We start from the raw sequence: 18,279 nt of genomic DNA, 5'->3' as shown, positions 1-18,279 counted from the left end.
GAATCTTTGACGACAAACTTGAATCTCACCGAGACGCTCGATCGCATCGTGACTGTTTTTGCGGATCGCGCTCCGCACTACGACCGCATTGGAGAGATCGCGTTCGACAATATCGCTGACCTTAAGACTGCCGGACTGTTGGCTGCAACCGTTCCCCGCGCTTATGGCGGCCATGGAATCGGATTGCGACAGGTTGTCGAGATCATCGGCCGGATCGGCGAAGGAGATCCCTCGACGGCCTTGATCCTCATCATGCAATATCTTCAATGCGGCGCGATCGGCCACTCGACGATCTGGCCGGAAGTCGTCAAAGACGAGGTTCTTTCAAGTATCGTACGCGACGGCGCATTGATCAATGCTTTGCGTGTCGAGCCGGAACTCGGGACACCCGCGCGGGGCGGTTTGCCGGCAACGACGGTTCGCCGTGAAGGCGACATCTGGCTCCTCAACGGACGTAAAATCTTCTCGACGGGCTCAAGCGCGTTGAGTTGGGGCGTCGTCTGGACGCGCACGGACGAAGACGAGCCGCGTGTCGGCCAGGTCATCGTGCCGCTCGATCTGCCAGGAACGCGTATCGAGAAAAGCTGGTTTCATCTTGGAATGCGTGCGACCGGCAGCGACACGATCATTTTCGAGAACGTGGCTTTGCCCGAGCGCTATCTTGTAAATTTGCAGCCGCCAGCCGAAGCAGCGGAGGAAGCCCTTGCGGGCTGGCATGCGGTCGCCGTCGCGGCACTTTATGACGGCATCGCGCGATCCGCCCGCACCTGGCTGATCTCCTTTCTGCAGGACCGTATCCCTTCCAATCTCGGCAAGTCCCTGGCAACGCAGCCGCGCTTTCAAGCGCTGCTCGGAGAAATAGAGGCGCTTTTGCTAGTGAACCGGTCCCTCATCGAGCATGCCGTCTCGCGTGAGGAAGCGGGCGAGAAGCCGACGACCGATGCAGGGCTCGTCAAGCATGTGGTGACGGAAAACGCCATAGCCGCAATAAGCAAAGGCGTGGCCGCCATTGGCAATCCTGCACTCACCCAGAGCAATCCGCTGGAACGGCACTATCGCGACGTGCTTTGCGGGCGCATTCACACGCCGCAGCAGGATGTGGTGCTGTCTGCCTCGGGGCGGGCCGCACTAGGCGTCTAAGCGACCTTGATTGCGAGAATTCAGTGCGTCGACGCATCTGACTGGGCATCGAAGACAACCGCGCGAGCAGCTTGAAATCTGCTAGCAAACAAGCAGTGTTATTCAAAGGCAGTGGTGATGACTTCTTCATCGCTTGAAGACCTATCGATAACGACCGACGTGCTGATCGTGGGTGGCGGAATGGCAGGCGCCTGGGCTGCGACATCCGCCGCGCAGGCCGGTGCGAAGGTCGTTCTGGCTGACAAGGGTTATTGCGGCACGAGTGGCGTCACAGCCACGGCAGGACCTGGTCATTGGTGGGTTCCGCCGAATCCTCCTGAAGCGCGCGACATCGCGGTGGCCAATCGCGTTGCCGCCGGCCTTGGCCTTGGTGAGGCCGAGTGGATGTATCGCATTATTGATCAGACTTGGCGCACGTTGCCGACACTTGCCCGCCACTACGCGTTCGGCATCGACGAGGCAGGTCGCGTGAACTACCGCGCCGTGCGTGGGCCCGAATATATGCGTGCCCTACGTCATCACGTTTTGAGCCTCGGCGTCACCATTCTCGATCATTCACCGGTCCTTGAGCTGCTGGCGAGATCGGATGGCTCGATCGGCGGAGCACGAGGCCTGCGACGGCGAGAAGGGGGCCGGCTGTTTCAGGTCAATGCCGGTGCGGTGATCCTCGCGGCTGGTGGAACCAGCTTCCTGTCTCATTTGCTCGGATCGGGAACGAACACTGGAGATGGCTACCTCATGGCGGCCGAGGCGGGTGCCGAGATGTCCGGAATGGAATTCACCGCCGTCTACACGATTGCACCGGCGCACTCCACGATGACGCGAAGCATGGCCTATTCGTTCGCGACTTACTACGGCGCCGACGGACACGAACTGGATTTGCCGAAGATGGGCCCGGATTTGACGGTTTCCCTGGCTCGCGCGCTGCAGCGGGGTCCCGTCTATTGTTCGCTGAACCGAATGCCGGACGACATCAAGGCGAGGCTGCATACAATCTCCCCGAACGTCCCGCTGGTATTTGACCGCTGGGGCATCGATCCCTACCGTGATCGGTTCGAGGTTACGCTGCACAATGACGGTACCATTCGAGGCGTCGGCGGCGTGCGCGTGCACGACGCCGATTGCGCGACATCCGTTTCAGGGTTGTTCGTCGCGGGCGACAATGCATCCCGCGAGAAGGTCGCGGGCGCGGTTACTGGTGGCGGCAATGTCAATTCGGCCTGGGCGCTTTCATCCGGTGTCCTTGCCGGACGTGCGGCAGCGCGTTTAGCACGCGGCACGCAGCGTGACGGCACGCATCTTCGGCCGCTCGGTCGTGCCGGACTTCGGCCACGTCGGCAGCCAAAAGCGGTCGATGCCGCCGCGGCGCGTAGCGGTGTGCGAGCCGAGATGCATCCGTTTGAGAAAACTCTCTTCCGTACCGAGGCCGGGCTCAAGGCATCCTCGCTCGTACTCGAAGATCTGTGGGCCGAGCTGGCGGATCACGCACACACAGGCACGCTTGCTGTGCGTGAGACGGCGGCTCTGCTCGCAACGGCACGCTGGTCGGTGGCCACGGCAACGACGCGTCGTGAGAGCAGAGGCATCCATCGCCGCGAGGATTTTCCCTTGCAGGATTCCGGATTTGCAGTGCGCCTTCTCAGCGGCGGATTGGACCAGGCCTGGGTGAGGATCGACGAGACGAGCACAAATGCCCGGCCCGGCCAATTCGAGGCAGCATCATGATCGAGCTCATTGTCGCGGATCGGTGCACTGATTGCGGAGCATGCGTCGAAGTCTGTCCGGCGAACGTGCTTGATCAGGGCGACGCTGGCCTGCCCGTTCTGGTGCGGGTGGAGGACTGTCAGACCTGCTTTATGTGCGAGCTCTATTGTCGCGCCGATGCGATTTACGTGGCGCCCGATTGCGACCGCCGGGTCGCTGTGAGCCCGGAGGAGGTGGTCGCGTCAGGTTGTCTTGGCCAATACCGGAAGCACTCCGGCTGGGACGAATGGGCGGATCGTTTTCCCAACGAGCAATGGCTGATGGATGTTGTATTCCGTCGCGCCACTGCGGCCGCTTCGGAGGAGGCGAAGTCGGGACCACACGCCGGAGCGGAAGAAAACCAGCTACCGAAATAGATAGCGTATCCCGGCAAAAAGCCGTCAATGACCTGCTTGTCAGTCAGGGCTGCACTTAGCGCCTAAGCCGGCGCATATACGAAGAAGCCATGCGTACCGTCACGATCGAGCTGCGCCACAAGGCCGAACTCCCAGTCGAGATAGGCTTGCATGGCCGCCGCGGCATTGTCTGTGCCCTCGTAGGGACGTTTGTAGACATCAATGGGCTCCGAGAGCGCCGCAGCTGAATCGAACCCCGTTTCGACCCGCAATCCTGCCGCAACCCAGGCTCGCGTTCCGCCCTCGATCACGAGCAGTCTGGCGCCCGTGGCGGCGGCGATTTCCGGCGCCACGATCCGCGCCGCCACGCCATCGGGCGAGGTGAGAACGATGTCCTTCGCGCCAGTGAGTCGCGGGTGACCGGAGAGATCGCCACGAATGGCAAACATTGCCCCCGGAACATGACCCTTGCGAAATTCCGGACTTGTCGCGAGATCGATCAGCAATCGATCGCCGCCCTTCTCGGATGCGAAATCCAGGGGAGCAACCGTTTCCACCTCCGGCAAGGAGCCCGCAAGGATCGGCGGCTCCGGTCCCCGCTGGGACGGTAGCCCAGACCGATCGTCCAGTACATAGACCTCCCGCCAGCCGAGCTGGCGCAGCCAGTGCGCCGTCATGCGTGCGCGCACCCCATCATCATCGGTCAGCACGATGGTGCCGTGCCGCACGCCGATCCATTCGTCTGTCGCCTGCACAAGCTGGCCGCCCGGCGCGGAGCGGAAACCCTCAAGATGACCGGACTCGTAGTCCTCGGGCGCGCGCACATCCAGTTTGTAGAGGGTACGGGCCGGATCGGCTTCAAGAGCTGAGAGCCCGGCGGCGTCGATCCCCCGAACCCCGGTTTGCGCGGCGAGTTCCACGGCCGCCGCCCGCGCCTTTGCGATATTCTCCGCGCCCGGCTCGCCAGCGCGATCCGAGGCGCCGCGCGCCAGATCGAAACCCGCGAGCGTCCAGCCGATCGTACCGTTGCGCAAGGCGAAAACCGGATTGGGAATGCCGGCGTTGAGCAGCGATTGCGCGCCGATGATCGACCGCGTGCGGCCAGCGCAATTCACGACCACAGTGGTTGCCGGCGAAGGCGCCAGGTCACGGACGCGCAGCGCCAGTTCCGCACCGGGCACCGAGCGACCTCCCGGAATTGACATGACATTGAATTCACTGAAGCGGCGCGCATCGAGAATGACCAGATCGTCGCCCCGCGCGATTCGCTCTTTGAGTTCGGGAGCCGGTAGCGACGGCGTATGTCGAACGTGCTCGACAAGCTCTCCAAACGCCTTGGACGGCACATTGACGTCGATGAAGATTTCGCCACCCGATTGCCGCCATCCCTCGAGGCCGCCATCGAGAAGCGATACGTTCCTATAGCCAAGCGCGGCGAGCACCGGCAACGCGCGGCCCACACGTCCCTCGCCATTGTCATAGATGACTAGCGGCGCAGTACGGCGCGGCACAAGGGCAGCAATGCGCTCTTCGATCCGGCCGAGCGGCAGATTGACCGCAAACAACGGATGCGCCTGCGCGAAAGGGGCTTCTTCACGCAAATCGAGAAACGCGATCTCCTCGCCGCCGCGGAGCCGGCGCCGCACCTCCTCCGAGGTGGAGGTTGTAATGGGGAGCGAAACCGGCACGTTCATGCAGCTTCCGCTGCACGCGAACGATCCCAAAGATTGGGAATCTCGGAACTCGAATAACCAGAGATGAACTTCTTCTCTCGACCGCTTTCCGGATCGTATGTCGCGCGCGACACCGCTCCGATATTGGCGCCATAGACGTGGATAGAGATTGACGCCTGGTCCGCCAACGCATTGGCAACCTGGTGATAATCGTTGACCTCGGGAGTAAGGATCGCAACCTCTCCAGGCGTGAGTACGGTTGTCTCCCGCGGCTCGAAGCGACCATTCGGTCCGCGCGCGAACTGCGTCTCAGCCTCGCGGCCACGCAATATTCCGATGAGACCCCACACACGGTGATCATGAAGTGGAGTCTTTTGTCCCGGTCCCCAGACGAAACTTACGACCGAGAATCTCTCCAGCGGATCGCAATGAAGCAGATACTGGGTGTAACGTTCCGGGTTCGGCTGCGCGAACGGCTCCGGCAACCAATTATCGTGCGCAACAAGTTCACGCAGCAAAACAGCGCCTTCTTTTTGCACGGCATCGACCGGCAAATCGCGCGCGAAAAGCCCGGTGAAGCGGACAACGAATTCCCGCAACGGAACGATGGAGGTCATGGGCTCAATCCAGATATCGCGGCACGTCCCGCGACAGAAAACTAAACGCACCGGCAGAGGGATGAGCAAGTTAAGAATGCTCAAGGCACATTTCATTTTTTATCATAACGAAATCGCACTTCCTCTCCGCGTCGGCATGGCACACGCGTAGCCGATTGCGCGGCACGCACGTAACGGATTGAATGCAGGCTTCGGGACCTGTAGCAGCCCTGGATGAATTCGCTTCGCTCAACTCCGCCAGCACGAGGGCCGCTGGCGTGGCAGCTTGGGCGCGCGAGCCTGCGGCGCACTCTCTCTCGATGACGCGAAAAGCACGGGCAGCTGCGCGCCAGACGGCCAACCTAATCACACAGTACCGACCACGCCTTCCTCGGCATTCAGTCGCACTTTTCCCTCCACGCAAGATCATGAGCAGCTGCTCGCGGCGCTGAGACTTCAGTTTTCTCAAACTGGCAGCTTTGCATTCCTCGCTTTTTTTGACGGCCCTGGAGGGTGTTCATCTGAGGATCGCATGGCCTGTGGTGGGGATCGCAAGGCCCGTAGGGATTAAAATCGGGGGACGTTTTAATGTTCGGTTCGCATCGCGTGTTCAGTAAGAAATCCATTCGGCAGCCGCTGGGATATAGCCTCGTGGCCGTATTGGCGGTCACAAATTTGGGCTTGTCGCGGGCCGATGCCCAGGAAGCCACAAAGCAACAAACAACGAAGCAGCAAGCAACGACACAGCCATCCACGGCACAGGGATCCACGACGCTGGAATCCACGTTACCGGGCACCACCATACAGGACGTCGTCGTATCGGCGCAGGACGATGCACTCCCGCCGCCGCCTGATCCAACATCGGCTGGCACAACATTGGGCGCCAAGACGGTCGATACGTTGGCACTCGGCAAACTCAGTGACATCGTCGCAGTCACGCCAGGCGTATTTATGCCGCAAACTGGCATCACGCCGTCACACGTCACCGTTTTTATGCGGGGATTCGGCGAGCTTCATCAGCAAGGCCGTCCGTCGATTCCGATCTATATCGATGATGTCTATATCCCGCGCACGCAAGGCGCGAATTTTAATTTTATCGATCTCGATACGATCGATATCTCCCGCGGTCCACAAGGCTTTACGTCCGGCCATAGTGCGGAGGCAGGAACCATCAGTGTTCACACGAAGGAGCCGACTGACACATTCACCGGAACTCTTCTCACCGGGTATGGCTCCTACAATGAAGTCAAGACGGGCGCTGCGCTCAGCGGTCCGATTCTGCCGGGATTGCTATACGGAAGTCTGGCTTTCCAACATCGTCAGCGTGATGGATACACCGATAACGTGAGCAACGGCCGCGAGGGTAACAACATCGACATAACGGATTTGCGAGGCAAGCTGCGCTTCACGCCCAACGAGAAACTCGAGATCATTACGAAGCTCGACTCCACGTTGGACAACAGCGACGCAACCTTGTGGAGCGATCGATCCCGCTCGACCGATCCGAACATCGCTTACAGCAATGTCGATCCTTGGAATAAATATCGCCAATTCGGCGCTTCGAACGTCGTGTCATATGCATTGACTGACGAATTGAAACTGAAATCAATCACCGCATATCGCGGCTACCGGTCCGATACCGTATTCGATAACACCGGAGATCCCTATGCGAGAGGCATAGGCGTGCTCTCTTACGACGATCGCTCGGTGACCCAGGAAACACGCCTCAGCGGACAATATGATCGCTTCAATTTCGTCGTCGGCAACTGGCTGTCAAAGGAAAACTGGCTGCGCCAGGGTGGGAACAACGGAAGCACGACGCTCGCTCCTGATCCAAATGCCTCAGTCTATTATCCAGTTTATAATCTCCTCAAGACGGACGAGAGGGAGCTTGCATTTTTTGGTCAAGGAACGCTCAAAGTGACGGACGCGCTGTCGCTGACTCTCGGCGGCCGCTGGAACTATAATTCGGCACATCAAACGGTAGAAAACTATTCGTTGGGCGGCTCAGCAGGATTCCGTACGTCGGACTGGCTTCTGGATCAGGCACTGCTCTATAGCACTGCGAACCAACCGATCGGTTCCGTGCCGGCAGGAACGTCATTGAACTGGATAGCCAACGCCAAGGATTCCTGGCAGATGTTCACGCCGAAGGCATCCATCGAATATCAATGGAGACCCGAATTTTCAACTTATGCGACCTTCTCAAAGGGTCAGAAAACTGGCGGATTTGACTTCGGCGGTTTGACGCCGTTTGCAAGCTCGCGGCTACAGAGCAGCCTGCCTTATGGTCCCGAGGTCGTTAAAAACTATGAGTTAGGTTTCCGTGCTTCGCTCCTGAACAACAAAGTCACGTTAAATGGCGCTGTCTTTTATGACGCCATCGATGACGTGCAATTGACGACGACGGATCCGGTTTCGCTGATCAGCCGCCGCTTTAATGCCGGTTCAGGTCATTCCAAGGGCGTTGAGCTGGAATCGTCGATTCTGGATATTCTCCCGGGTCTCGACGTCAATCTGAGTGGCGGCTATCTCGATGCGCAGCTCGATGATTTTGCGGGCATAGCAAAGACGGTCACCTATGCGAATGGTCTCGTTCTTAATTCGACGCCGTTTGACGGCGCCCGTTTGCCGAACGCTCCGACGTGGCAGGGCTTCCTGGGACTGACCTACACTGTTCCCGTCGATCTACCGGGCACGTATCGCGTCGGCGGCAACGTTCAATACAAGTCGGCCACCTTCAACGACGCATTGAACAACAGCGTCAACCAGATTCCGGACCAGACACTCATCAATGGGTTCCTTAGCTACACAACGGCGGACACTCATTGGACGTTTCGGATCGATCTGCGGAACGCTCTCGATGAACGTTATCCGCAGTGGGCGAACTATGTCGTGCAGCCCGGGACGGGGACGCTTCTCTACAGGGGCACATACTACAACGAGCCGCGCACGATATTTACGAGCTTGAAATATTCGTTCTAACTCGAAGGATCCAAGGACAGAAACCCGTCGATGGCGCAGCTTAAATCGGGACCGCAATGCTAGCGTTGCTCAAGAAAGCCTACCTCAACAATTCACTTGTTTCTGGAGCAACGCTGCTGTCGGTCCTCGCTGCGGTCATCATTGTCGCGCCATTTCTCTACCCCGGCGATCCGCAGAGCATGGTCGCACCCGCTCTCATTCGCCCCGGTGAGGACGCACGCTATATACTAGGCACTGACGGTTTGGGTCACGATTTGACAGCCGAGCTGATGCACGGGGCCGGCATATCGGTCATGATCGGAATTGGCTCGGTCACTGTGGGTGTTTTTGTCGGGACGATAATCGGCGCTATAGGCGGGTATTTTGGTGGTCTTGTTGATGATCTACTGACGCGATTGACCGAGCTGTTTCAGACGGTACCAACCTTTCTTCTCGTCATGGCGCTTGTCTGCGTCTTTGAACCGTCCCTCGTTGTTATCATCGCTGCCATTGCTGCAACATCGTGGGTATCTGTCGCGCGCATAACCAGGGCGCAGTTTCGCACCTTACGGCAACGTGATTACGTTCTCGCGGCGCGAACACTCGGATATAGCGATGCGCGGATAATCGTCGTCGAAATCCTGCCGAATGCGATAGCCCCTATCGTCGCCAACATCTCCCTTATGATTGCCTCCGCAATTCTGTTGGAATCGGCATTGTCATTCATCGGGCTTGGCGATCCGAATGTCGTGAGTTGGGGAAGCATGATCGCTGAAGGGCGCGATTACATGCGGTCTGACTGGTATCTGATCGCCATTCCCGGCGCCGCCATCGCGGCCACTGTTTTCGCATTCAATCTCGTTGGAGACGGCTTGAATCATGTCTTGAACGCGAGGGCGTCGTCGTGAGTCGGCTTATCGCAGATATTCGTGGACTGTCCGTGCACTTCGGTGAGCACCTGATCGTCGACGGAATCGATTTCTCCATTCAAGAGAATGAAATTCTCGCGCTCGTTGGTGAATCCGGCTGCGGAAAGTCCACGGTGGCACTGTCTCTGCTCCGTCTGCTGCCCGACAAGGGCTGCACCGTCGCCGGAAAAGTTCTTCTCGGAGGCCGGGACATCCTGACCGTGCCCGAGAACGAGCTCAATGATCTGCGCGGTAGCGCCGTATCAATTATATTCCAGGATCCCTCGACGGCGCTCAATCCAGTCTGGAGCATCGGCTCGCAGATCGTCGAGACCTTGCGCCGGCACCGCAATATCTCCGCAAAAGCTGCGCGGCGGCAAGCCATCGACCTTCTGGATCTGGTGGCCATCCCCGACCCACATCGGCGCATCGACGATTTTCCGCATCAGTTTTCTGGCGGAATGCGGCAGCGCGTGATGATCGCGATGGCGATTTCCTGCAATCCACGCCTGCTCGTGGCAGATGAGCCCACAACCGCACTGGACGTCACGACTCAGGCGCAGGTCCTAGAGCTACTGGACAAGCTGCGCCGGGATTTGTCGATGAGCATTCTGCTGATCACTCATGATCTCAGCCTTGTCGCCGATTGGGCGGATCGTGTTGTCGTCATGTATGGCGGCCAGATTTGCGAGTCCGCACCGACGCGATCGCTTTTCTCGGCTCCGTTTCATCCCTACACGCAGTGCCTGCTGGCGTCGATACCGCCGCTAAGCGGCGGTCCAACGCATCGCACCGGACGCCTATTCGAGGGGCCCTCTGCCGGGGTTGTGACAGCGTCAGCGGCTGGATGTCGTTATGCCGCGCGCTGCGACAGGGCCGAAGCGAGCTGCCTTTCGGCGAAGCCGGCCATTTTCTCCGTTGGGGCAGGATCGCATCTTGCCGCATGTCCTGTCGTCAAGCCCAGTGTGTCCCTTGCCGCTACTGTCATTTGAAAATGTCGAGGTCGTCTATGGGCAGGCCCGAGAACGGCGTAAGGCGCTCGATCGCGTGTCCTTTGCGATAGAGGCAGGAGAAACCCTCGCGCTGGTTGGAGAGTCAGGCTCAGGCAAATCGACGCTCGCCAAAGCCGCGATCGGGCTTGTGCCAATATCCTCGGGCACGATCCGTCTCGATGGTGTCGATCTTGCGCAGCGGCACCGCTCCGTCAGGGCGCTGAGATCCCGTATGCAAATGGTCTTTCAGGATTCAGGATCCGCCCTCAATCCTTTGCAAACGATCCAGCGTATCCTCGAAACACCGCTGAAAATTCGGGGTGTGCCGCGTCCTGAGCGTCTGGCCCGCATCGCCGAAGCGCTAGAACAGGTCAATTTACCAACCAGTATTCTCACTCGCTATCCGCACGCCCTCTCGGGCGGCCAAAAACAGCGTGTCGGAATTGCGCGCGTGCTTCTTTTGAAACCCGAAATCCTGGTTCTCGACGAGCCGGTTTCGTCACTCGATATTTCGATGCAGGCGCAAGTTCTCAATCTGCTCGCCGACCTTCAGGATCGCCACCGGTTCGCCTATCTTTTTATTTCGCATGACATGCGCAGCGTCAATTTCCTGTCGGACCGCGTCGCGGTCTTGTATCTCGGACGCATCGTCGAGCTGGCCGACCGTGCAGCATTGCAGGCGAACCCGCTTCATCCCTATACGCGGCTCTTGTTCGAATCGATTCCGGGACAGGGGCGCAGGCACATCGAGCTACCCTCCACCGAAGCCTCAGGCACCGAAACCGCGAATACCGGATGCAGGTTCCATAAGCGTTGTCCGCTGGTCACTAGCCTTTGCCGTGAAATCGAGCCGAATCTGCATGTGACCGGTCACGATCATTTTGTCGCTTGTCATCATGCGCAGACAGAGCAGGTTGCTTCCGCACGAGTGTCGCGTCGTGCCGTCAACGATCTGAGAGCGATATGATCATGACTGGAATCTCGCGCCGGACATTCAACCTCGGGGCCACTGCCGGCATGGCCGGCTTACTGTCTGCGAAGCGAGTGTTGGCGACCCCGGCGCGCGGCGGCGTTCTGACGATGCTTCTGGCCGGCGAACCTATTGCGCTGAGCGCTATCGCTTATTCAGGGCCGACACGCAACGTGAGCCCAAAGATTCAGGAGGGATTGGTTGCATTCGATCTTGAGGGAAATCCCAAGCCGCAGCTCGCAACGAGCTGGTGGATAAGTCCGGATCGCAAGACTTATGGCTTCACATTACGTCCGAATGTGCGCTGGCACGATGGTCAGCCGCTGACATCGGCTGATGTCGCCTATTCCATCCTGACGCTGAAGAAGTTTCATCCTTACGGTTCAGCGACGCTCGTCAATGTAAGCGACGTCGAAACGCCGGATGAGCATACCGCCATCATACATTTGTCGTCACCGTCGCCGGCGCTTCTGGGCGCGCTTCGCGCGGAATTCTCGCCGATTGTGCCAAAGCATCTCTACGCGGATAAAGACCCGCGGACAAATCCGATCAACAATGCGCCGGTTGGAACCGGACCGTTCAAATTTCTCAATTGGGAGCGCGGAAGCCACATCACGCTCGTGCGCAATCCGGACTATTGGGATCAACCGAAACCTTATATCGATCGCCTGATCTTCAAGATCATTGCCGACGGCAACGCGCGCGTTGCCGCCTTTGAGACGGGAGATGTCGACATCGGCGCCACCCCGGTTCCACCCAATGAGGTCAATCGGATTCTGCGGCTACCGCATTTGCGCTCGGAGAATCGAGGCTATGCGTGGCTCGGATCCTTGACATTTCTCATGTTCAATCTCGAGCGCCCTCCTTTTGACAAGCTCGCCGTACGCCAGGCGATTGCTCACGCAATCAATGTTCCGCGTATGCTGGATATCATCTGGTACGGTCGCGGCGTCGTGACGAGCAGCCCCATCGTGCCGAGCCTGAAACCCTTTCATACCGATGTGCCGGGATATCCTTATGACCTGGCGCGCGCCAATGCCTTGTTGGACGAGGCGGACCTGCCGCGGCGTTCTGGTGGAATCCGGCTGAGGATGGATTTCGACTATCTCCCCTATGGAGACGGGTATCATCAGCTTGCGAAGTATGTTCGCGCGTCACTCGCCGACGTGGGCATTCATGTGACGATCCGCGCGCAGGATTTTGGCGCCTATGTTCGCCGGCTTTACACGCAACGAGATTTCGGGCTTGCGCAGGTCTCTGTGGCCAACGATTACGATCCGACTGTCGGCGTACACAAATTATATTGGTCGCGGATGTTTCGCCCCGGAATACCGTTTTCCAATGGCCCCCACTATCATAACCCGCGCGCAGATGAACTTCTCGAAGCGGCGTCCAGAGAAATCGATCTGGAGAAGCGGATCGCACAATATCGCGAGTTCCAGCTCGTGGTGGATCAGGATCTTCCCCACATCAATCTTTTGTCCCTCGACAGCTACACGATCCATCACCGGAAAGTCCGCGACCACACCGTGACCGTCGATGGCCTCGCCGGAAACTTTGCCGATGTCTTCATCGATCCGAGTGCAACATGAAATTCTCTAGTCTTCGACGCGGTCTTGTCATGTCCGGCCGCGTACTTCTATCCATTCCATTTCGCGCGCTGCCGACACTGCTCGCAGCGATCGTCGTGAGTTTCCTGCTGCTGAGATTGATCCCAGGCGATGCGGTCGATGTCATGGCTTCGCAGGTGGCGCTTTCGAATGAAAGCGATATCGCAAAATGGCGTCACGATCTTGGCCTCGATCGAAGCATCGGCGAACAGCTTCTCGATTATATCGTCAATCTCGCGCGGCTCGATTTTGGCTATTCGCATATCTATAACATGCCTGTCGCCAGCCTGATCGGGGAACGTCTTCCGTCGACGTGCTTGCTGGCGGGAACGGCCTTTGTCGTCGCGATTATCCTTGGCATCCTGGCCGGAGTGATTTCAGGCTATGCAAAAGGTGGCGCACTTGATCAACTGACCTCCGCTGTCCTGCTTTTGCTCTATTCGGTTCCCGCGTTCTGGACGGGACTGCTTTTGATCGAAGTTTTTGCCGTCTGGTTGAATTGGCTTCCGCTTGGTGGTTCTCAGTCCTTGGGACTTGATCTCTCCGGCGCGGCCCGGATCGGAGACAGGCTTCGCCATCTTGTCTTGCCGGCAGTGACGCTGGCTCTCTTTTACATCGCAGTCGATGCACGCTTGGTTCGGGCATCCATGCTCGAAGTACAGAACCAGGATTATATCCGGACCGCGATCGCCAAGGGCCTAGACCGTCATACGATCGTCTGGAAGCACATGCTCAGAAACGCCTTGTTGCCGCTTACGGCGGTAGCCGGAAATCGTATCGGTGCAATGCTCGGCGGCGCCGTCACCATCGAAACGGTTTTCAATTGGCCAGGCATGGGCCGTTTGGCGTTCGAAGCTGTCCTGAAGCGGGACTTCACCGTATTGACGGCGATTCTCGTCCTTTCAGCTTTTTTTGTAATCGCTGCCAACATCATCGTGGATTTGATTCAGGTCTGGATCGATCCGCGTATCGAACATTGAGAAATCGAAACGTCCTTGACCGCACGACCAGAATGTCCACCCTTAGGGAGCTTGAAATGCCTGCGTTCGTAAATCCGTTTCCGCCGCAAATATCCGCGGATCTCGTCAAGCGGTTTGCGCAATGCGAGACCGGAACCATCGGGCATTTCGAATATGAGGGTTTCCTCCATAACCATCTGCGCCCGGTGCTGCCGGGCGTGCGTGTCGCGGGTACGGCGATTACGTTGCGTGCTCCGAGCATCGTCGGCAGCCTGTCTTCCTATTTGATCTCCAATGCCCGTCCTGGCGATTTCATCGTCGTTGATCGCTGCGGTGAATCAAAACATGCCAACTGGGGTTATGTCACGAGTTTCGCTGCCAAGCTCGCGGGCGTCGTCGGGATCGTGGTTGACGGTCCAACAACCGACCTGCAGGAGCAACGGGATCACGGGATACCGTGCTGGTGCAGCGGCGCCTCGCCCATAACGGTCAAGGGCAATTTGCCGGTCGAGGGCGCAATCAACGTGCCGGTTTCCGTGGGTGGTGTGATCATCTCTCCCGGTGACGCCGTGCTTGCTGACGATAGCGGAATCTTCGTGTGCTCACCCAATCGATTGGAAGCAATCGTGGACGAGTCGCTTCGGCGGCAAAAAAACGAGAAGACAACGATCGCGCGACTAACGCGCGGCGAAACTCTGCTCGACATATTCGGTCCGCGCGCCTGACTGGTGTCCACAAAGGATCAACGAAATGAGCAAAGCGCTGCATTTTACGGCTTTTCAAATGCTGAGTCCCGGAGATCGCGGGGCATGGCGCGATCCCGACAACGTCCGCGATCCGACGAATCTACGTTATTGGCAGAAGCAGGCCCAACTGCTGGAGGCTGCGGGGTTCGATGCAATTTTTTTCGCCGACATACTCGGCGTATTCGAGACGCGGGAAACTGGACCCGAATTGTCAGTGCGGGATGCGCATGTCTTTCCTTTGGGCGATCCATTCGTTCTCGTCTCGGCTTTGGCTTCGGTAACTGAAAAGCTCGGTTTTGTCGTCACCGCGTCGAGCACTTATGAGCCGGCTTTTCTATTGGCGCGGCGCTTCAGCACGCTCGATCATTTCACCGGAGGCCGGATCGGCTGGAATATCGTTACGTCCTATCTTGACAGTGCCGCCGCGAATTTCGGGCTCAACGAACAGATTTCGCATGGCGAACGTTATAAGCGGGCCAACGAATATATTGAGGTGCTGGAAAAGCTTTGGCTGGAGTCGTGGGAGCCAGGGGCTCTCGTGCGCGATAAAGATGCGGGAATTTATGTCGATCCGGCCAAGGTGCATCCGATCAATCACCGCGGTCAGTATTTCAACGTCCGGGGACCTCACCTGAGCGAACCGTCGCCGCAAGGCAAACCCGTCTACTTCCAAGCGACGGCGTCCGAAGCGGGCTTTGATTTCGCCATTCGTCACTCGGAGGCGCTCTATACGAATGCTGGAAACTTGGAAGGGCTGGCCGCCAATATCAAAAAGCTCGAGCTTTTGGCCGCAGCGGCCGGCCGGAGTCGTCCGCGCATATTTACGGGTGTCACCATCGGTGTCGCGAGGACACGCGAGGAGGCGCAACGGAAAATAGATCGCCAGGCACAATTTCAAACGGATGAGAGCGTGCTCGCGTGGAACGGCATCGACATCCGGCAATATACGCGTGACACCCTTCTCTCGGAGTTGAAAACCTATGGAACGACGAGGCCCTTGCGCTCAGTAAACGGTCGCTACGACGTCACCATTCAGGATTATATCGATCACGTTCGCAATCAGCAGTCTCCATTCACGGTCGTCGGTACGCCGGAAGAGGTCGTGGACAGGCTGGTTGAAATATCCGAGCAGACGGGACTTGACGGGTTCAACATTAGCTCGTCGAGTTCGCCGGGGATTTACGACGATTTTCTCGAATTTCTGACGCCATTGCTGCGAAAGCGTGGACTTCTTCCCGAAGCGGACGCTGCTCCAGTCCATTTGCGGGATAGGCTCGCGCTGTGAGCTTTGTGCGTCGAACCCATGACTGAGCATAGATATTCAGCAGCACATTGGGGCATTTATGAAATCGACCCGGACCCGGCCGAAGGCCGGCCGAAGCTTCGATCGTTCTCGCTCGACCCCGATCCCAATCCGATTGGGCTAGACCAACTCGACCCCTCCGTCACCGCCTTGCGGATTGCGCAACCGGCGATCCGCGAAAGCTGGCTCGAAGCGGGAGCAGGGACAAACCCATCGAAACGAGGAAGAGAGCGCTTTGTAGAGGTCGATTGGGAGACCGCGCTCGATCTCGCGGCCGGCGAGATTGCAAGAATCCGCGCGGCCCACGGCAATGAGGCGATCTTTGGCGGATCATACGGATGGTCGAGCGCCGGCCGCTTTCATCACGCGCAGAGTCACTTGCATCGGTTTTATAATAATGTCGGCGGCTACGTGCACAGCGTCGACTCCTACAGTCTTGGCGCGGCGCGCGTGCTCATGCCCCACATTGCAGCCGGAATGGACGAATCCAATGTGTCTCATACGTCTTGGGACGTGTTGGCGGCGCATTGCGAATTATTCGTGAGTTTTGGCGGGATGCCTCTCAAGAACACGCGCGTCTCGCCAGGTGGCGCCGGACGGCATCGGGCGCGTGACGGCCTGCGACGGATGCGGGAAGCCGGCGCTCGGATCGTCAACATCAGTCCTGTCAACGACAGCCTCGAAGACGGCGCTTCCGACGAATGGATTCCAATTCAGCCCAATACTGATACGGCGATGCTGCTCGCTTTAGCGCATGTTGTGCTGAACGACTCACGTTTTGATCGTAGCTTCCTTGCGACTCACACGGTCGGCTTTGACCGCTTCCTGCCCTATTTGACGGGCGAGGCCGACGGAATAGCCAAAACCCCGGCCTGGGCTGCGGGTATCACCGGCGTATCCGCGGCACGAATAGAACGACTCGCCCGCGAGATGCTTGGCAAGCGCACGATGCTCAATATTGCCTGGGCGCTTCAACGCGCAGCGCATGGCGAGCAACCTTTCTGGATGCTCGTGACGTTGGCGGCAATGCTGGGACAGATTGGGCTGCCGGGTGGCGGCTATGGGCTTGGCTACGGCGCGATGAATACGATGGGAAGCAGCCATCCGCGCGTCCCCGGCCCGACCCTGCCCCAGGGCAGGAATGCGGTTGCGGCCTTTATTCCGGTTGCGCGTTTTTCCGATATGCTGCTTCGTCCGGGCGAGACGTTTCGTTACAACGGTGGCCTTCACCGTTATCCTGATATTCGGCTGGTGCATTGGGCGGGCGGCAATCCCTTCCATCACCATCAGGATCTGAACCGTCTACGACTGGCCTGGGAAAAGCCGGAAACGATTATCGTTCACGAGCAATATTGGAACCCCGTCGCACGTCACGCGGACATAGTATTGCCGGCAACGATCAGCCTCGAGCGCGAGGACCTCGCCTTTTCCACGCGCGAGGGATATCTGATCGCGATGCGGCGCGCGGTTGCGCCATATGGCAACGCGCGAGATGACTTCGCGATATTCTCCGGGCTTGCCCGTCGACTCGGCGTGGAACCGGATTATACAGAGGGGCTTGATGTCTTCGGCTGGCTCCGGCGCCTTTACGAGAAAAACCGCATGCAAGTTGCCGAAGCCGGCATCAAACTCCCCGATTTCGAGGAATTCTGGGAAACCGGATTCATTGATTACTCGCGGCATGACAGGCCCCATGTCATGCACGCCGATTTTCGCCATGATCCCGTATCCTGTCCGCTGCCCACGCCCTCGGGCAAGATCGAAATATTCTCCGAGCGCATCGCATCGTTCGAGCTTGACGATTGTCCGGGTCACCCAGTTTGGCGAGAACCATTCGAATGGCTGGGGCACGCCGAGTCGAAGCGATATCCCCTGCATCTCCTCTCCGATCAGCCGGTTCGCCGGCTGCACAGTCAGCTCGATCAAAGTCCCTCTAGCCGCGCCGGCAAGATTTCGGGACGCGAACCCGTCTACCTCAATCCAAAGGATGCCGCCCAGCGCGGGATCGCGCAGGGCGACGTGGTTGAACTATTCAACGATCGTGGACGCTGTCTGGCCGGCGCGATTCTGAGCGAAGCTATTATGCCTAGAGTGGTGCGGCTTTCGACAGGTGCCTGGTTCGATCCCGGCGATGATGTCGAGAAGCACGGCAATCCCAACACATTGACGCTGGATCGCGGCACTTCCTCCTTGTCGCAAGGTTGCAGTGCACTGACCTGCCTGATTGAAGTCCGACGATTTACAGGGTCTGTTCCGCCTGTGTCTGCTTTCACGTTACCGGAAATCATTGTCAAAGAAGTGTGACCCTCTACGGATCGT

At 58.5% G+C, this 18,279-nt stretch carries 14 protein-coding genes; 12 read left to right on the top strand and 2 right to left on the bottom strand.

The features are described 5' to 3' along the window. Positions 1-6: 6 nt before the first annotated feature. From K2Q04_RS01850 to K2Q04_RS01840, 3 genes are all read left to right on the top strand, one after another. Positions 7-1,140: an acyl-CoA dehydrogenase family protein gene (locus K2Q04_RS01850; RefSeq protein WP_291158480.1), complete on the top strand. Its 1,134-nt coding sequence runs from the start codon at positions 7-9 to the stop codon at positions 1,138-1,140. A gap of 117 nt (positions 1,141-1,257) precedes the next feature. Further along, on the top strand, positions 1,258-2,865 hold the full coding sequence (locus K2Q04_RS01845) for an FAD-binding protein (RefSeq protein ID WP_291158478.1): 1,608 nt from the start codon (positions 1,258-1,260) through the stop codon (positions 2,863-2,865). After that, positions 2,862-3,260 carry a ferredoxin family protein gene (locus K2Q04_RS01840; protein ID WP_291158476.1) on the top strand — a complete coding sequence of 133 codons (399 nt, stop codon included), beginning with the start codon at positions 2,862-2,864 and terminating at the stop codon, positions 3,258-3,260. Before K2Q04_RS01845 ends, K2Q04_RS01840 begins: the two co-directional genes overlap by 4 nt. A 62-nt stretch (positions 3,261-3,322) precedes the next feature. On the opposite strand, the gene K2Q04_RS01835 is transcribed toward K2Q04_RS01840, so the two are convergent. Together K2Q04_RS01835 and K2Q04_RS01830 are read right to left on the bottom strand one after the other, a co-directional pair. After that, the gene (locus tag K2Q04_RS01835) at positions 3,323-4,933 is read right to left on the bottom strand and encodes a rhodanese-like domain-containing protein (RefSeq protein WP_291158474.1); all 1,611 of its coding nucleotides are present in this window, start codon (positions 4,931-4,933) and stop codon (positions 3,323-3,325) included. Next, positions 4,930-5,529: a cysteine dioxygenase gene (locus K2Q04_RS01830; RefSeq protein WP_291158472.1), complete on the bottom strand. Its 600-nt coding sequence runs from the start codon at positions 5,527-5,529 to the stop codon at positions 4,930-4,932. Before K2Q04_RS01830 ends, K2Q04_RS01835 begins: the two co-directional genes overlap by 4 nt. Before the next feature lie 567 nt (positions 5,530-6,096). On the opposite strand from K2Q04_RS01830, the gene K2Q04_RS01825 reads away from it, so the two are divergent. The 9 genes from K2Q04_RS01825 to K2Q04_RS01785 are packed head-to-tail and all read left to right on the top strand — an operon-like array spanning position 6,097 to position 18,264. Continuing rightward, a complete protein-coding gene (locus tag K2Q04_RS01825) occupies positions 6,097-8,493 on the top strand; it encodes a TonB-dependent receptor (protein ID WP_291158470.1) in 2,397 nt (798 codons plus the stop codon). A 56-nt stretch (positions 8,494-8,549) separates the two neighbouring features. Then, positions 8,550-9,380 (top strand): ABC transporter permease, encoded by an 831-nt coding sequence (locus K2Q04_RS01820; protein WP_291158467.1) that lies wholly within the window; start codon positions 8,550-8,552, stop codon positions 9,378-9,380. Continuing rightward, positions 9,377-10,372, top strand: coding sequence for an ABC transporter ATP-binding protein (locus K2Q04_RS01815; protein ID WP_291158464.1), 996 nt, complete (start codon positions 9,377-9,379; stop codon positions 10,370-10,372). The genes K2Q04_RS01820 and K2Q04_RS01815 overlap by 4 nt, the downstream gene beginning before the upstream one ends. A 55-nt stretch (positions 10,373-10,427) precedes the next feature. Continuing rightward, positions 10,428-11,339, top strand: coding sequence for an oligopeptide/dipeptide ABC transporter ATP-binding protein (locus K2Q04_RS01810; RefSeq protein ID WP_291158461.1), 912 nt, complete (start codon positions 10,428-10,430; stop codon positions 11,337-11,339). A 2-nt stretch (positions 11,340-11,341) separates the two neighbouring features. Beyond that, the gene (locus tag K2Q04_RS01805; RefSeq protein WP_291158458.1) at positions 11,342-12,934 is read left to right on the top strand and encodes an ABC transporter substrate-binding protein; all 1,593 of its coding nucleotides are present in this window, start codon (positions 11,342-11,344) and stop codon (positions 12,932-12,934) included. 29 nt (positions 12,935-12,963) lie between these two features. Continuing rightward, a complete protein-coding gene (locus tag K2Q04_RS01800) occupies positions 12,964-13,932 on the top strand; it encodes an ABC transporter permease (RefSeq protein WP_291159102.1) in 969 nt (322 codons plus the stop codon). A 56-nt stretch (positions 13,933-13,988) separates the two neighbouring features. Next, the gene (locus K2Q04_RS01795; protein WP_291158455.1) at positions 13,989-14,636 is read left to right on the top strand and encodes an RraA family protein; all 648 of its coding nucleotides are present in this window, start codon (positions 13,989-13,991) and stop codon (positions 14,634-14,636) included. 25 nt (positions 14,637-14,661) lie between these two features. Continuing rightward, positions 14,662-15,942, top strand: a complete 1,281-nt coding sequence (locus tag K2Q04_RS01790; protein WP_291158452.1) for an NtaA/DmoA family FMN-dependent monooxygenase — start codon at positions 14,662-14,664, stop codon at positions 15,940-15,942. A gap of 18 nt (positions 15,943-15,960) precedes the next feature. Further along, positions 15,961-18,264 carry a molybdopterin-dependent oxidoreductase gene (locus K2Q04_RS01785; protein ID WP_291158449.1) on the top strand — a complete coding sequence of 768 codons (2,304 nt, stop codon included), beginning with the start codon at positions 15,961-15,963 and terminating at the stop codon, positions 18,262-18,264. Positions 18,265-18,279 lie beyond the last annotated feature (15 nt).

Origin of the sequence: Hyphomicrobium sp., from assembly GCF_019753045.1 — a bacterium.
Taxonomy (GTDB): Bacteria; Pseudomonadota; Alphaproteobacteria; order Rhizobiales; family Hyphomicrobiaceae; genus Hyphomicrobium_B.
The sequence above is the reverse complement of the archived record's forward strand: the minus strand, read 5'-3'. Positions and strand labels throughout refer to the sequence as shown.

What these genes read in the sequence shown, in the direction of transcription:
- K2Q04_RS01845 (WP_291158478.1), top strand. Translation starts at nt 1,258, where the DNA reads ATGACTTCTTCATCGCTTGAAGACCTATCGATAACGACCGACGTGCTG.
- K2Q04_RS01840 (WP_291158476.1), top strand. Translation starts at nt 2,862, where the DNA reads ATGATCGAGCTCATTGTCGCGGATCGGTGCACTGATTGCGGAGCATGC.
- K2Q04_RS01835 (WP_291158474.1), bottom strand. Translation starts at nt 4,933, where the DNA reads ATGAACGTGCCGGTTTCGCTCCCCATTACAACCTCCACCTCGGAGGAG.
- K2Q04_RS01830 (WP_291158472.1), bottom strand. Translation starts at nt 5,529, where the DNA reads ATGACCTCCATCGTTCCGTTGCGGGAATTCGTTGTCCGCTTCACCGGG.
- K2Q04_RS01825 (WP_291158470.1), top strand. Translation starts at nt 6,097, where the DNA reads ATGTTCGGTTCGCATCGCGTGTTCAGTAAGAAATCCATTCGGCAGCCG.
- K2Q04_RS01820 (WP_291158467.1), top strand. Translation starts at nt 8,550, where the DNA reads ATGCTAGCGTTGCTCAAGAAAGCCTACCTCAACAATTCACTTGTTTCT.
- K2Q04_RS01805 (WP_291158458.1), top strand. Translation starts at nt 11,342, where the DNA reads ATGACTGGAATCTCGCGCCGGACATTCAACCTCGGGGCCACTGCCGGC.
- K2Q04_RS01800 (WP_291159102.1), top strand. Translation starts at nt 12,964, where the DNA reads ATGTCCGGCCGCGTACTTCTATCCATTCCATTTCGCGCGCTGCCGACA.
- K2Q04_RS01795 (WP_291158455.1), top strand. Translation starts at nt 13,989, where the DNA reads ATGCCTGCGTTCGTAAATCCGTTTCCGCCGCAAATATCCGCGGATCTC.
- K2Q04_RS01790 (WP_291158452.1), top strand. Translation starts at nt 14,662, where the DNA reads ATGAGCAAAGCGCTGCATTTTACGGCTTTTCAAATGCTGAGTCCCGGA.
- K2Q04_RS01785 (WP_291158449.1), top strand. Translation starts at nt 15,961, where the DNA reads ATGACTGAGCATAGATATTCAGCAGCACATTGGGGCATTTATGAAATC.